This is a genomic window from Gemmata sp. SH-PL17, from assembly GCF_001610855.1.
Classification (GTDB): domain Bacteria; phylum Planctomycetota; class Planctomycetia; order Gemmatales; family Gemmataceae; genus Gemmata; species Gemmata massiliana.
In genome coordinates this window covers 3,296,754-3,311,229 of sequence record NZ_CP011271.1, presented here as the reverse complement: position 1 = coordinate 3,311,229, position 14,476 = coordinate 3,296,754, and the positions used below count along the sequence as shown (strand labels likewise).

General features: G+C 63.2%; 10 protein-coding genes. 4 read left to right on the top strand and 6 right to left on the bottom strand.

Going from position 1 to position 14,476, the window contains the following annotated elements; genetic code table 11:
* Positions 1–585 precede the first annotated feature (585 nt).
* Positions 586–2,718, bottom strand: a complete 2,133-nt coding sequence (locus VT84_RS40805) for a protein kinase domain-containing protein (RefSeq protein WP_410000379.1) — start codon at positions 2,716–2,718, stop codon at positions 586–588.
* Between the two features lie 597 nt (positions 2,719–3,315).
* Between VT84_RS40805 and VT84_RS13815 the strand changes: the two genes are divergently transcribed.
* On the top strand, positions 3,316–3,618 hold the full coding sequence (locus VT84_RS13815; protein WP_052558120.1) for a YciI-like protein: 303 nt from the start codon (positions 3,316–3,318) through the stop codon (positions 3,616–3,618).
* 25 nt (positions 3,619–3,643) lie between these two features.
* On the opposite strand, the gene VT84_RS13810 is transcribed toward VT84_RS13815, so the two are convergent.
* From VT84_RS13810 to VT84_RS13795, 4 genes are all read right to left on the bottom strand, one after another.
* Entirely contained in the window at positions 3,644–5,947 is a 2,304-nt protein-coding gene (locus tag VT84_RS13810) for a response regulator (RefSeq protein WP_082839967.1), read from the bottom strand.
* A 15-nt stretch (positions 5,948–5,962) separates the two neighbouring features.
* The gene (locus VT84_RS13805; RefSeq protein ID WP_052558126.1) at positions 5,963–6,412 is read right to left on the bottom strand and encodes a response regulator; all 450 of its coding nucleotides are present in this window, start codon (positions 6,410–6,412) and stop codon (positions 5,963–5,965) included.
* Between the two features lie 31 nt (positions 6,413–6,443).
* On the bottom strand, positions 6,444–8,849 hold the full coding sequence (locus VT84_RS13800) for a PAS domain S-box protein (protein ID WP_162271697.1): 2,406 nt from the start codon (positions 8,847–8,849) through the stop codon (positions 6,444–6,446).
* Positions 8,850–9,515: 666 nt separating this feature from the next.
* Positions 9,516–9,713, bottom strand: coding sequence for a hypothetical protein (locus tag VT84_RS13795; RefSeq protein WP_082839965.1), 198 nt, complete (start codon positions 9,711–9,713; stop codon positions 9,516–9,518).
* Between the two features lie 1,193 nt (positions 9,714–10,906).
* Here VT84_RS13795 and VT84_RS13785 point away from each other — a divergent pair.
* Complete coding sequence (locus tag VT84_RS13785; protein WP_162271696.1) at positions 10,907–11,680, top strand: transposase; 774 nt, start codon at positions 10,907–10,909, stop codon at positions 11,678–11,680.
* A 457-nt stretch (positions 11,681–12,137) separates the two neighbouring features.
* On the opposite strand, the gene VT84_RS38515 is transcribed toward VT84_RS13785, so the two are convergent.
* Complete coding sequence (locus VT84_RS38515) at positions 12,138–12,287, bottom strand: hypothetical protein (RefSeq protein WP_157469491.1); 150 nt, start codon at positions 12,285–12,287, stop codon at positions 12,138–12,140.
* 1,033 nt (positions 12,288–13,320) lie between these two features.
* Between VT84_RS38515 and VT84_RS40110 the strand changes: the two genes are divergently transcribed.
* Complete coding sequence (locus tag VT84_RS40110) at positions 13,321–13,782, top strand: hypothetical protein (protein WP_204249755.1); 462 nt, start codon at positions 13,321–13,323, stop codon at positions 13,780–13,782.
* Between the two features lie 228 nt (positions 13,783–14,010).
* Entirely contained in the window at positions 14,011–14,475 is a 465-nt protein-coding gene (locus VT84_RS13775; RefSeq protein WP_082839962.1) for an RrF2 family transcriptional regulator, read from the top strand.
* The last annotated feature ends 1 nt before the right edge of the window (position 14,476 follow it).

The following is a 14,476-nucleotide window of genomic DNA, read 5'->3' as shown; positions in this document are numbered from 1 at the left end:
CAAATTAGATGCGTTGATCCTGTTCGGAGTGTGACCGACAATGAAATTGGGCGCTGAACTGTTCAGCGCCCAATTTCATTGATCCCATTTGAAGGCCCGATTGGGCGATCTCACTCGGCCCCTCAACGCGGGAAGGTCAATTGACCCTTACTCGATATTCGAGTTGCGTATTCCGGCGCAAATTGTGTATTCGGATTAAATCAAAAAGCTCTAACGGCTGTCGCGTCAGGTCACAGAGGTTTAAGAACATCGGCAGGAGACGAGAGCCGGAATAGCGTCTCACTTGCTCGGCTGAACCTCAAAAAGGACCAGTGGCGTGCAGCCCTTAAATGCCCGGTGGCGACTCGGTATCAGAGAGGAGATTAGTAGCACCTGTCATCAGATGTACTCCTCACCGTCGGCTAAGGACAGATAGAAGTGAGGCACCGATAGAGCCGACTATCAATCGGTCTGCCACTTAGTAAATTACCGCACCTTCCCGGAGACGCAACAAAAATCTGGTGCAGACACGCCTTTTTCAACAAAGAGCACCCTAAAATCTTCTTGGGTGCAAAGTTAGCGCACAGCTTATTTTGGCAAATCCGATCAGTACGTACTCTTGATAAGCGCGTCCGCGACCTCGGAAGCGTTTTTGAACCGCTGCGTGGGATCTTTGCTCAACAACTTCATCACGACGTCTTCGAGCCACTGCGGGATGTCCGAACGAAGTTTGTAGATCGGTTTCGGTTCCGCCGAACACACCGCGTAGAGAACCGCGGCCAAGGATTTCTCCGGGAACGGTGGTATGCCGGTGCACAGTGAGTACAACACGCCGCCCAGACTGAACAGGTCCGAAGCCACGGTCGCAGGCTGCCCCTGAATTTGCTCCGGGGCCATGAAGTAGGGCGTACCGATCAGCCCCCCGGTTTGCGACAGGTTGCTCCCGTCGGCTCCGTTCCGCGCGAGCCCGAAGTCGGCGATCTTCGCGGTGTTCGTCTCGTATTCCAGGATGATGTTCGCGGGTTTGATGTCGCGGTGAATGATCCCCCGCTTGTGAGCCGCGGCTAAACCGAGCGCGATTTGACGCGAGAGCTGGACGACGGTGGTAACGGGCAACGGGTTCTTCTTCTCGATGTACCGATCGAGGGCGACGCCCTGGACGTACTCCATCGCGAGGTACGCGATGCCCCCGAGTTCGCGCACCGCGTAAATCGTGATCACGTTCTCGTGCCGGATCGCCGCGCCCGCCCGGGCCTCACGCGCGAACCGCTCCCGGACCCGCGGGTCCGCGGACGTCTCCGGGGCCAGCATTTTGATCGCCACGAACCGGGCCAGGCTCGGCTCGTACCCCTTGAACACGATCCCCATCGCCCCGCGCCCGAGGATCTCGCGCAGTTCGTAGTCCCCCAGTTGGCACCCGCTGACCGGGAACTGTTCGAGGAACCCGGGCCGGAACTCGGGCAGCGTGGGACCGGCTTTGGACCCCGCCGCGCGCCGACCGGTGCCCGCGTCGAGCGTGGCCCCGGCAGAGGACCAGACGTCGTACTGTGTTTGTGACTGAGGCGCGGGTTGGGGCGGGGACACGTGCCCGGACGGGGCCGGTGTCGGTACCGGACGCGCGTGGGACGGAGGAACTTGACCGCCGGGCGCGGGCACCGCGCGCGCCTGGGACGGGGGCACCGCACTGCCAGGGACCGGAATCGAGCGCACACCGGACGTGGGCACTGCGCCGCTGAGCCGCGTGCGGTTCGTCTCCACCGCGAGGTTCACCAGTTCCTGCCCGCCCGCCGTGAGCGCCTCCGCGAAGTTCGGGCAGTCGCGCACGTCGCGGTTCAGCAGTTCGCCGAAATCGATGATCTTGGGAACGATCCCGCGCATGAACCGGATGAGTTCGGGCTTCGGCAGCCCGTACTGGGTGCGGGCCACGTCGAGCACGTATTCGAGAACGGTCGGGTGCCGCACCACGGTGTCGAGGCTCGCGAGCAGGCCCGAAAAGTAGAGCAATTCGGCGCGCCGGCTGACCGCTTTTGCGGCCCCAGCAAGTTGTTCCGGGTTGTGGTGAAAGCGGATCGGCTGGACGATTTCCGGGGGCAACTTCCAGATCGAGAGCAGTTCGGCGGTCACGTCCGCGTGGTTGATACCGAACGTTTCTTCTTCGGCCTCGCACGCCTGCGCGAGCAGGTGGTCGCCCCAGCGCTCCGTCATGTCGCGCCAGGCATCGGGGTAGGTCTGTTGGAGCAGCACCGCTCCCATGTCCCGGAGCAGGCCCGCGACCATGTCGTCGGCGGGCGAGGAACGAGGGGTGCGCGCGGAGAGATCACGCGCGATGATCGCCCCCGCGACGGACGTAATTTGGTAGGCCCGCGTTTCCGGGTCCGCGGGACCGGTCTTGATAGCGGGCAGCGACAGCCCGAGCGCCAGCGACCGGACCGGGCCGAGGCCCAGCACCGTGATCGCGCGCTCCAGCGAGGCGATCGGTTTGCTCAGCCCGTACAGGCACGAATTAACAGCCTTCAGCAGCTTCGCGCAGAGGGCCGGGTCTTGCGAGAGCAGACGAACGATCTCGTCGGGCTTGCAGTCCGGGCGGCTCGCGGCGCTCACCACCTGGAGCGCGACGGCGGGCGGCGTCGGGAGCCGGCGCGGATCGAGAACGGTCGCGAGGACCGCGTCGCGCCGGCGGGACCGGGAGTTACTCGGGGCAGGATTTTGGGCGGATAACGTGACTGACACCGAGGCCATCCTTCGCACCCGTTTGGCGGCGCAAGAATACGGGGACACGCAACGGTGGGGCACAATAAAGGGGCTGTCAACCGGCCCGAGCGGGCGCACGAACCCGGCGCTTGAAGTGCGGGCAAGAATTCCGCCGGGGGTACCAGCTTTCGGTCCGGGTCAATAAGGTCGTGAGCCGCCACAGAGCGGAATTCACGCGGCGAAGACGGAATAACAAAGTGACAAGTGTGCGTGAGGTGGGGCGCGAAATCGGGCCGCGCGACCATGATTCGCGCGGCCCGAAATTGTTAGTGGTCAACGTTTAGTGGCCGCAGCTGCAACCGCCCGAAGACGCGGTCCGGCACCCCGAGACGGAGGTGAAGGTGACGGCGGCCAAAAGGATCGCGAGGAGGATTTTGTACATGAAACGGTCCTTCCGTGGAGGGCGATAGGAGTACCGGTCGTCGTGACCGGTTCGCTCCCAACTGCGACCTCGGGTCGCGTTCGGGAACAGTGTGGAATATCGGCCCGCGGTACGCGACGATGGAGATCGAACCGCACCGCTTTTCGCGCGCACGCGGTTCAGGAAGCGGTCATTTCGGTGGTTCCGTTTGTGCGGGTGATGCGATGCACTACTTGCTCTTTTACGACGTGGTTCCGGATTACGTGGACCGGCGTGTCCCGCTGCGGGCCGCACACCTGGCACACGCTTGGGCCGCCGCGGATCGCGGGGAGTTGGTGCTGGGCGGCGCGCTCGCCGACCCGCCCGACGGGGCCGTGCTACTCTTCAAATGTGACTCACCCGGCCCCGTAGAAACATTCGCGACCAGTGACCCTTACGTGACGAACGGCCTGGTGGCGCGTTGGCGCGTGCGCGAGTGGACGACCGTCGCGGGCGAAACCGCGCACAACCCGATCCGAAAGCTGTAGGTCTCGGAGCGCGAACGTTTCGGGTTCACCCTTCCGGGTGCCGGTCGAGTACCTCGCGCACTTTGCGCGCCAGCGCCATTGGTGTGTACGGTTTCTGGAGGAACGCGGCGTCCGCGTCCAAAACGCCGTGCCGCACCACGGCATCGTCCGTGTACCCGCTCGTGAACAGCACTTTCAGCCCCGGGTTCTGTCGCCGGAGAGCTTCGGCCAACTCGCGGCCACTCATCCCGGGCATCACGACGTCGGTTACGAGAAGGTCCACCGCGATACCACCCGAGACCAAGTTCAGCGCGTCCCGGCCGTCGACCGCGGGCGTCACCGCGTACCCGTAGGTCTGTAGCGCGAGCAGGGCGAAGGTGCGCACGTTGACCTGGTCCTCGACCAAGAGGACGGACTCGGTCCCGCCCCGCACCACCACCGGTTCGGTCGGCGCGCTCGCGGACGACCCGTCGACCACCGGGAGGTACACTTTAAAGGTCGTGCCGACGCCGAGTTCGCTGTACACCTCGATGTGCCCGCCGCTCTGTTTGATGATCCCGTAGGTAGTGGCCAGCCCCAGCCCGGTCCCCTTCCCGATCCCCTTCGTGGTGAAGAACGGCTCGAAAATGCGCGCCTTCACCTCGGGCGTCATCCCGGACCCGGTGTCCGCGACCGCGGTCATCACGTACCGCCCCGGGCGCACCCCGGCGTGGAGCCGGGCGTACTCCTCGCCCAGTTCGACGTCCCGGGTCTCGATGGTCAGGCGCCCGCCGCGCGGCATCGCGTCGCGCGCGTTCACCGCGAGGTTGATGAGCACCTGCCCCAGTTGTCCGGGGTCCGCGCGCACGCGGCTGACGACCGGGTCGAGCGAGGTATCCAGGACGATGTCCTCCCCGATCAGGCGCCGGAGCAGGCGCCCGGTTTCGGCGATCACCGTGTTCGGGTCCAGTACCCGCGGTTCCAGCACCGCCCGGCGGCTGAACGCCAATAACTGTGCGGTCAGCCCGGCGGCGCGCTCGCCCGCGTCGCGGATCGCGTCGAGCGCCGGGCGGTCCGCCGGGGGCACCGTGGGGAGGAGCAGGTCCGAGTACCCGTTGATGACGGTGAGTAGGTTGTTGAAGTCGTGCGCGACCCCGCCCGCGAGTTGGCCGAACGCCTCCATCTTCTGGGCCTGGCGGAACTGTTCCTCCAGGCGCTTGCGCTCGGTCACGTCCTGGGTGACGCCGATGATCCCGACGATGTGCCCGTCCGCGTCCAGTGCCGGCTCGCCGCGCACGTTGACCCACTTGATCCGCTCGCCGACGACGAGCCGGTGCTCGATCTCGAACGGCGTCCCAGCCAGGGCCTGGCGCAGTGCGTCCTCGACCTCCGCCCGGTCCTCGGGGTGGACCTTGCGGGCCAACTCCGCCCCGACGTGCGGGCCGGGGATGCACTCACAAATTCGGCTCCCCTCTTCCGAACTCACGTACTCGCCGGTGCGCACGTCGTAGGTCCACCCGGCGACGTGCGCCATGCTCTCGGCCTGGCGCAGTAGCGCCTCGCTCCGGCGCAGGGCTTCCTCGGCCCGGTTCCGCTCGGTCACGTCCCGCACCACCACGGTGTGGAACGAGCGCCCGCCCGCCTCGCCCCGCGAAACGGTCGCCTCCAGCGGGAACTCCCCGCCCCCGGCCCGGCGCCCGCGCGTGCCCGACCGGATTCGGGCCGACAGCGACCCGACTTCAGGGGCGTCCGCGCCACCACTCGATGAGACGAACTCGTTCGGGATGAAGTCGGTGAGCGGGCGCCCCATCGCGCGCCCCGCCGGGCACCCGAACATGCGCTCCGCGGCCGGGTTGAACAGACTGACGCGCCGGTTCTCCTCGACCACGATCACCGCGTCCTTTGCGGACTCGATGATCCCGGTCAGCCGCGCCTCCGACTCGGCCAGTCGGCGCTCGGTCCCGACCTGGCGCAAGATCCGAGCGACCGCTTCCGGGAGGTAGTCGAGGTACTCCAGGGACTTGGTCACGAAGTCCCGGACCCCGACGCGCAGCGCCTGAATCACGGTGGCCTCGTTACTGAACCCGGTCACCAGAATCACCGGCAGGTCGTACCCGGCCTCCTTCGCGCGCGCGTAGAAGTCCAGCCCGTCCGTTCCACCGGGGAGCCGGTAGTCGAGTAGAACGAGGTCGATCGCCCCCTTCGCGACTTCGACCAGCGCCTCTTCCGCGGTCGCGGTGAGTACCACAGTGTACCCGGCTTCTTCGAGCCGGCCGCGCTCGAGTTCCGCGATCCCCAAATCGTCCTCGACGACCAGAACGGTAGCGGTCGCGGCGCCGTTCGGTGCGTTGGCAGCGAGGGAAACAGTCATCTCAATCGGCTCCTGCTACGCCCGGTCGTCTTCCCGGGGCACCTTCACAATCGCCAAGAACAACCCGAGGCGTCGAACCGCCTCGACGAACCGGTCGTACTCGACCGGCTTGGTGACGTAACTGGAGCACCCCAGTTCGTAACACCGTTTCACTTCGCGCGGGTCGTCGGTGGTGGTCAGCATAATGATCGGGAACTCGTTCGTTTTCGGGTCCGCTTTAAGCTGGCGGAGCACCTCGACCCCGTCCACGCGCGGCATGTTGATGTCCAGGAGCAGCAACAACGGCCCGTTCGGAACGCGCTCCCGGTACGCACCCTCGCACCGGACGTAGTCGAGCGCTTCTTGCCCGTCTTTCACGTGAACGACCTTGTTGGCCAGCCCCGCGTCCAGAAGGTTCTGCTGTACCAAGTAGGCGTGTCCTTCGTCGTCCTCGGCGAGCAGGATTACCAGTGCGCGTTCGGCCATGAGCCCTCCTTGGGGCGAAAAACCGGTCCCGTTAGCCGGCGCTCCCGGGCACCGGCAGGGTTACGAAAAACGTACTACCCGCGCCCGGGTGCGATTCCACCCACGCGCGCCCCTGATGGCGCTCCGCGACGCGGGCCACGATCGCCAACCCCAGCCCCTCACCGGAGCCGACCCCGGGGTGCGCCCGCTGGAACGCCTGGAAGATCTTCTGGCGGTGCGCCGGGGCGATCCCCAGCCCGTTGTCCCGCACGAAATAGGTTCGGAACCCGAGCGGCACGTCGCCCGTTTCGGGCGGCAGGCACCCGACCTCGATCACCCCGGGCCGGGCCGGGTCCAGGTACGTTAGAGCGTTCCCGATCAGGTTCCCGAACAACTGTTCGAGCGCGGTTCGATCACCGCGCGCGGTGGGCAGGTCGCCGACCCGGACAGTCGCCCCGCGCTCGGTGACGGTCCCTTGGGCCGCAACCACCACCTGCTCGACGACGCGCGCCAGATCGACGACCTCCCAACGATATTCGACCCGGCCGACGCGGGACAGGCGCAACAGGGCATCAATGATCCCGCTCAGCCGGAGAACGGCCGTTTGGATGAATCCGATCGATTTGGCCATTTTTCCTTCGAGCAGCGCCCGGCCCCGGGTCCGAACGTCCGGGGGAACGCTTTCTTCGTTGACCAGGGCCGTCAATTGCTGACACCCCTTTTCCAGCTCCTTGCTGAACCCCTGGAGGTTCACGAGCGGGGACCGGAGATCGTGCGACACGCTGTACACGAACATCTCGTTCTCGGTGTTCTTTTGGGCCAGATCCCGGTTCGCCTCGGCCAGCGCCGCGCTCCGCTCCCGAACGGCGACCTCGGCCGCCTTTCGCTCGGTAATGTCTTGCACCTGGCCGACGTACATCAGGGGGCGCCCGTCCGAGCCGCGAACCAGGGCCACGTTCGTCAGCCCCCAGAGAACGTGCCCGTCCTTGTGCCGGTACTGTTTTTCCATTTGGAAGTGGTCGCCCGCTCCCGCGAGAAGCGCCGCCCGGCGCTCGTAACTTTCGTCCAAGTGATTCGGATGGGTGACGTCGGCCAATCCCAACCCCAGCACATCGTCCGGTTTCGCGTACCCGAACATCCGGGCGAAGGCAGTGTTCGCGCGGATGAACCGGTTGTCGAGGTCCGTCAGCACCATCGCCATGTTCGTGGTGTCGAACGCTCCACGAAACAGCGCCTCCTCTTCGCGCAGAGCGGCGTTCGACCGGTCCAGTTCCGCCGTCCGGATCTGCACCCGCTCCTCCAGTTCCGCGTTCAACCGCCGGACCTCGTTCTCGGCGCGCTTGCGCTCGGTCAAATCGGTCAGCATCGTGCGGCTCCGCAGGTAGCGCCCGTCGGAGTCACGGACCGACGAGGAGCTGACCAGAACGGGAAGCGTGGTCCCGTCCGCGCGCACCAGATCGAGTTCGACGCCGACGACCGCGCCCTCTTCCCTCACCCGGTCGAACCCGCGCTGGTACGTGGCACGACTGTTCGGGCTTACCAGATCGGCGAACCGCCTCCGCCCGAGCACTTCGTCGGCCCCGTACCCGAGCCACCGCAACTCGGTGCGATTGACCGCGACGAGCACCCCGTCCTGATCGACCGAGTGGTACCCGCACGGGGCGTTGTCGTACAGATCCCGGACCTGCTCCGATGCCCGAGTTAATTCGGCGGCCATCGCCCGAATCGCCCGATCGACGCTGGCGATCTCGTCGTTCCCCTCTAACGGCGGGGGCAGTGCCCCACCGAGGGCCAACCGGTGCGCGTTGGTTTCCAGCGCGGCGAACCGGCGCGCGATGCTCCGGTGGAACACGTACCCGAGGGTGAACGTGCTCGCGGCGACGAGAAGCCCCCCGAACACAAACAAGTGATTGAGCCGGACCCGCGACCGCTCCAGTGCGGCCAACCGGTCTCGGTCGAGGCGCTCTTCCTTTTCCAGAAATGCTTTTACCGCCTGACGGAACTCGGCCATGAGCACGTTCCCGCGCCCGGTTTGTACTCGCTTGACGGCTTCCTCAACAGCCCCTCCCTGAAGCAACTTCTCAACGTCCCGCTGCCACGCGAACAAGTTAGTCCCTCGCCCCCGGAGCACCCGGGCGCGCTCGGCCTGTTCCGGGTTGTCCTTCACGAGTTCGTCGAGGTCGTTGAACTGCTCCGGCAAGTCCCGGAGAGCGTCCCGAAAGGGTTGCGCGAAACTCGGATCGCCCGAAATGACGTACCCGCGAACCGAGGCGTGGGCGTCCGCAACGGTGCCGTGAATCTCGTGTGTGCGGGCGATCACGTCTTTGGTGTGAGCGGCCCACCGCTCGGCGTCCTCGTGGTCGCGCTGAAACCGAACGGCGGCAACGAAGAAGACGAGTTGTAACAGTAGGGGCAGGGCGATGAGAACCAGCCCCTTCTGAAACACGGTCAGATTCACGGGACCACCGTCGAATGCGGAGAGCAGGCAGTTTCGGAGCGGGGCGCCGGCGAACCGGTTCCTGTGACAATAGAGAGTCACAAACGAGTGGGCCGAAACCGGCGACAAGCGGAGGCGCCGGCGGAGCGCATCTCCCGACACAGCGTACTCATAGGATTACAACCGCAATCGGATAGCGCGCCAAGTGAGAATCTCGAACGTATGAATCCTATTGTTTCAATAACAATAAATTCACCCCGAGACAGAATTAAGTGACACGACCTTCTCAACGGGTGAACGTGTTCGCGCGCGGGGGCTCCAGCACGCGGGGAACGCTGCGTGCGAACCCTCTCCAATTCCAAACCACTTTTGGCCCCGACATGCGCCGCCAAAATCTTCAAAATTACAACGTCGTGACTTACGAACGACTGCGCGTGCGCGAAGTGTTTTCGGTAGGATCCGTGAACCGGCGCGAACCGATCCAGCGCTATTGTGCAGCGACTCTAATACCCGTTGGTGGTCGATTGATAGGGGTGGTAGAAGGGACGGAGGTACTATCAAGTCGAGTGCGTGGTAGGACAAGGCCCACGATTGGCACACTTCAGAATGGATGTGGTCCGCTCACAACGGGAGCGGACCACAAGACGTCGACAAACCGCAATTCGTTTCGCACCCTTCGCCAAAAGGCTATGTCGCTTCCGGTGCGTTCAGTACGGTGCGGATCTCGCGCCACAAAGCAAATTCTAACTCGTTGAACGGCCGATCCGGGCGGTAGCGCAATGCGACTTCGTAAGCGGCCCGGGTGAGCCGGGCGACAAGCGCCTCGGTGTCCCCACCGGTAACCGCGTCCCGTCCCACATCAGAAAGCACGACGCGCGCGACCATCGCAAGCTCCTCGATTCACTCGCCAGTTACGTCCACCAGAATCCGCCGCACCGTTCCAATCACATCGCGTGAAAAAACACTGCTCGCACCGCCCGCGGCGCTCCTCTAACGCCACCGAGCAATGATGTATCTCACGGCCGCGCGCCGAATGCTCTCTCCTTCACTCAGCGCGCCAACGATGCGAGCAGGTGACGGGAAGTGGGTCAATTCTTCCCGCTGTACTTTTGCACGAACACGACCACCGAGTCGCCGGTCGGTCCGCAACGCAATCCCTTTTCAATCAAATTGTTGCAACTCAATTCCACAAATAGATCACTAAATGAATCACATTTATAATCTACCCGACTGCCTCGATGCAGTCAATCGGTCCACCGTCGATTTAGGCGCCGCTGAGATTACTCCGTCAAGTAAGGCGGTGCAGCCGAGAACGGTCCCGAAACCGGTGATACGGGCTACAAACAGTGAGCCCGATCCGTCACGCTGAGATTGTCGTTGGGAAGTGCGTGTGTGAACGAAACTGAGGTCACCCATGCGAGCACAGAATGGAGCCGCCACGAAGTAGCGACGGCACGAGCGCGCCGGCGGATCCGGGTCCACCGATCTGGGAGGACACAGGTCTTCTGCTTTTCGGCCTCCTACTTGTGGTGCTGGGTGTGACGGGCATTGCCACCAGGAAAGCGATCCTCGTCTTCCCAGGAGACGGCCGCACCGGAAGTGCCCTCATTTGGACGGTAACGGGCGCGGGCAGCCGCATTGTTGCAGCCGGTCCAGTGGAGCTAGGTACCGCGTGCATCGGTCGGTGGCGTTGGGGCGAGTGGACGTGCGGTTCACCTCGGTGTGCGTGGATCGGCGTCGGATTGCTATCCGTCGGCTTGTTGATCGAAGGCATCAACCACTTACTCATCTGGTTGGCCTGACCCTTCACAGTCCAACCTCAGACCTCAAAAGAACTCTCCTCAAATCGGCAGCGAACTCGCGTAATAAGTCCGCAAATCCAAATTTAAAAACGACTTACGCACATCGAATTCGACCGTCTCCGGAGCCACACCTGACAAAGTGAGGCGAACACTGGTGTCCCTGAGTGATCTCCTGTCGCAATTCACTACTATTATCATATCCATAGAAATAATTAAGGAGCCAATGCAGCGAGCGATTCGCCTCGTTGTCGGTTCGGCATCGCCGAGAGGTGTGCAGTGGAAGGCACCAGCGCTCCGCAGGGCGCGCCAGGAACACCCCCGATCACCGGCGACCGATTGGCGCGGTTTGAAGGGTACGTGTCCGCGTTCCGGCCCGTGTTTCACCGGTCCGACCAACTTTTGAGATTTCGCGCCTACGTCCGGGGGCTTCTCGAGCGGACCGAGCGCAAGAACGTCGAGGCCATCGCGACCGCGGCCGGGCGCGTGATGATGGTCGAATCGAACCTCGCGCAGGCGCTCCAGCACTTCGTCAGCCACAGCCCGTGGGACGCGCGCCGGTTGCTCGGCGCAGTTCGACGCTTCGCCGTCGCGCCGCGCCCCGATCCGGGCGCGGTCTGGGTCGTACACGACGGCGTGTTCACCAAGAAGGGCCGGCACTCCGTCGGGGTCCAGCGCCAGTACGCGCGATCGCTGGGTAAGAAGATCAACTGCCAGGTCGGGGTGTTCGTCGCGCGCGTCGGACCGGCGGGTTATTTCCCGCTCGCCGCGCGCCTGTACCTTCCGGCGTCGTGGCTGCGCGAGCACGCAGACTCAGACGAACGCGCCCTGCCCTCCGACGAGCGTGAACCAGCGACAAAGGCCGCGATCGCACTGCGGCTGATCGACGAACTGCGTAGCGAGGGCGACGCGCCCGGCACCGTGACCGGTGAGGCCGAATACATCGGCGGAACGGACTTCCGGGACGGGCTGGCCGCGCGGATTGGTCGCACGAGAGGATCTCACCGCCCATCTCGTAGAATCGCAGCGCCGATTCGATTGGCTCAAAAGTGAACTGGGACTGGACCACTTCGAGGGCCGCGCTTGGCACGGCTGGCACCACCACGTGAGTCTGGTGTTCGCTGCGTATGGCTTCCTCTGCGGAGAGGACGGAACCGACTTGCCCCCCTTCCGAGCATCCGGCACATCTCACGCAGTGAGTTGAGGAGCGCTCGGTTCCGTGCTCGAACGGCCGCGCACTTTTGTGGCGCGGTCCACTTACGGCGCGAACGCGCTGTGCCGATCAGACCGATCACCGCCCGCGCGTACTGCAAAGAAACGGCGCGGAAATTGGTGGCGCACCAGCGAATGCAATCAGTGTGAGTGCGAGAGAGTTAACCTGGATCGAAGCGAGAACTGCAACTTGGATTTGTCGGCGACGGTGTGCGAATAACACGAACCAGCAAGTGCTAGCCAAAATTAACAGAAGACCCACTGCCAGTTGACAGTGGGGTTCAGCATGCAACAGTCATCAGTTCAGCGAGAACTGCGAAATACGGCTCCGCTTCGGTCGGAGCTGCTCGCGCGTGCGTTCCGCCGCGATACGGTAGATCTCCTGAATCTGTGCCTGCTGACTCGGAGCGAACCACGCGAACATCGGACACGGGACGAACGCACTCATTCCACAAAGCGCGGACACCGAAACCGATGCCGGGTGAAGTTGAGCAAGTTGTTCCCGAAATCGATGCTCAGCCATGACAAGCCCCTCAGACAGCGACTCACGGCAATTACTACTAATCAAGTAGCCATAGTCATCTATCTGAAGCAATTGTAACCGCGCCGCTGGAGAAAGCAACTCGACTTGGTGTCTCGAAAGGAAATTACCCCCCGCCACCTGCTCATTTCCAGGCATTTTCACACAACAAATCTTGATTCGCCTAGCAACAATTCTTCCACGATGCGGCCAATAGAATTGCAACCAACCAGGTAACAATTCGATCAGATTTAGACCACATTCAGACCAAGGGACTGGTACAAGTAGCCGCGTTCACCGATTCACCCGCAAGGCAACCTTGGTGTGAGGGTTGCAAAGTAACCAGCAGTTTTCTGGGGTCATTCCAGCCAAGAATTGTGCCGACCGCTCGCGTGACACGGAAGTTGCCACGAGCAAGAATTCATTTAAACAAAGCGTTCAGAATAAATTAGCCGGCTTCGTTTGGGATTTGAACAGCTTTGATTTACGAAGTGTTGTGATTCAGCCGCCCGAACCGCTCACGACTCAAGCTCCGCCTCTCCCCTCGGAGCGATATCAGAGCGGCCGGGGGCCGAACCACGATGATATTATTACCAGTCAGATGCCCATAGTCAACTATTTTGGGCCGTGATTGTACGAATACGCACGATCTTCACTTCCACTACGTCAGGTTTAGGACTGCGAGGCCATACGATCCAAGAAAATGGGTTAAAAAGTGCGTGAGCACCGTCACCACTTTTGAGTAGACCAATCGCGTTTCCGGTTCTGCGAGGATGTCGTTTTCCCAGTGTCAGTTACGACGAATCTTATCGTCTTCGATCGGAGCAATCCCCTGCTCAAACACCCCTCAAAAACGTAACCCCGACCAAAGTTGTCGCAATTGCGTCGGCACCACGAGAGTTTAGAATCGCCGCAGAAGCCTAAATACGGGCCGTACCAATCCACCGAACCAGAGACGATCATGGTGAATGCGATGATGAACCCGATGACCGCCGCAATGCCGTCCTCGTCCCCCGCGACCGGGATGGGCATGGGCATGCCGGTCATGGCCCCGAACATGGTGATGGTCCCGCGCTGCACGATGAAGATGGAAAAGTGCGCCGGGGGGATAAAGATCACATGCATGTGCGACGACCCGGCCGCGTGCGTCATGATGCAGAACCTGTGCACCATGATGGCCGGCGGGATGTGCAGCATGTGTTGCACCATGAACGGCATGACCGTGTGCTGCTGCAACATGACGATGGGCGCGTGCAAGGTCGAGATGACCGCGAACGGGTGCTGCGTCACCTGCACCAGCGGCGACAAGATGTGCTGCGACATGATCCAGGCGTGCTGCGATTGCATGATGATGTGCATGAAGTCCGGGTGCGCGTGCTGCCTGATGATGGGCGGCACCCCGGTGTGCTGCTGCATGTGCTGAGAACCCGATCCGGGCGCCGAACTCTGCCCCGGCGATCCGCGTTCCAAGTCCACCGAACAGTTTTTCGGTGGGCTTGTTCATTTCGCTCGTCCACTCCCCTGCCCCACCCGCTTCGACTTAACAGAGTCGGCCCGCGCTCGTTGACGGGGTGCGGCGCAGAGGTCTAATATCGACTCCCGTAGTCGACATTAGCCTTCGCGCTCCCCTCCATTCGCGGCAGGACTTCCGATGAGGCTCTCGCGCAAGACGGACTACGCCCTCCGGGTGCTCCTCGCGCTCGTGGACCGGTGGGGCCAGGGACCGATCTCGATGAACGAGTTGGCCAAGCAGAACGACGTGCCGAAGAAGTTCCTCGAACACATCATGCTCGACCTGAAGTCGCAGGGATGGGTGGAGAGTTCGCCCGGGCGCATGGGCGGGTACGTGCTCGCGCTGCCACCGGAACGGATCACTCTCGGCCAGGTCGTGCGCCATTTCGACGGCATCCTCGCACCGGTCGGGTGCGTGTCGATCTCGAACAACGAGCCGTGTACCCAGGCGCCCACGTGCCGGTTCCGCCGCGTCCTCCTGGACATCCGCAACGTAACCGCGTCGTACATGGACAACGCGACGCTCGCGCAGGTGTCCCGGAACGCCCCCGTCGACGACCGCGAGCTGTTCAGCCTGGAACTGGTCGGCGGTGACGGGATCTGAC

What these genes read in the sequence shown, in the direction of transcription:
- VT84_RS13775 (WP_082839962.1), top strand. Translation starts at nt 14,011, where the DNA reads ATGAGGCTCTCGCGCAAGACGGACTACGCCCTCCGGGTGCTCCTCGCG.
- VT84_RS13810 (WP_082839967.1), bottom strand. Translation starts at nt 5,947, where the DNA reads ATGACTGTTTCCCTCGCTGCCAACGCACCGAACGGCGCCGCGACCGCT.
- VT84_RS40110 (WP_204249755.1), top strand. Translation starts at nt 13,321, where the DNA reads ATGGTGAATGCGATGATGAACCCGATGACCGCCGCAATGCCGTCCTCG.
- VT84_RS13815 (WP_052558120.1), top strand. Translation starts at nt 3,316, where the DNA reads ATGCACTACTTGCTCTTTTACGACGTGGTTCCGGATTACGTGGACCGG.
- VT84_RS13795 (WP_082839965.1), bottom strand. Translation starts at nt 9,713, where the DNA reads ATGGTCGCGCGCGTCGTGCTTTCTGATGTGGGACGGGACGCGGTTACC.
- VT84_RS38515 (WP_157469491.1), bottom strand. Translation starts at nt 12,287, where the DNA reads ATGAGTGCGTTCGTCCCGTGTCCGATGTTCGCGTGGTTCGCTCCGAGT.
- VT84_RS40805 (WP_410000379.1), bottom strand. Translation starts at nt 2,718, where the DNA reads ATGGCCTCGGTGTCAGTCACGTTATCCGCCCAAAATCCTGCCCCGAGT.
- VT84_RS13805 (WP_052558126.1), bottom strand. Translation starts at nt 6,412, where the DNA reads ATGGCCGAACGCGCACTGGTAATCCTGCTCGCCGAGGACGACGAAGGA.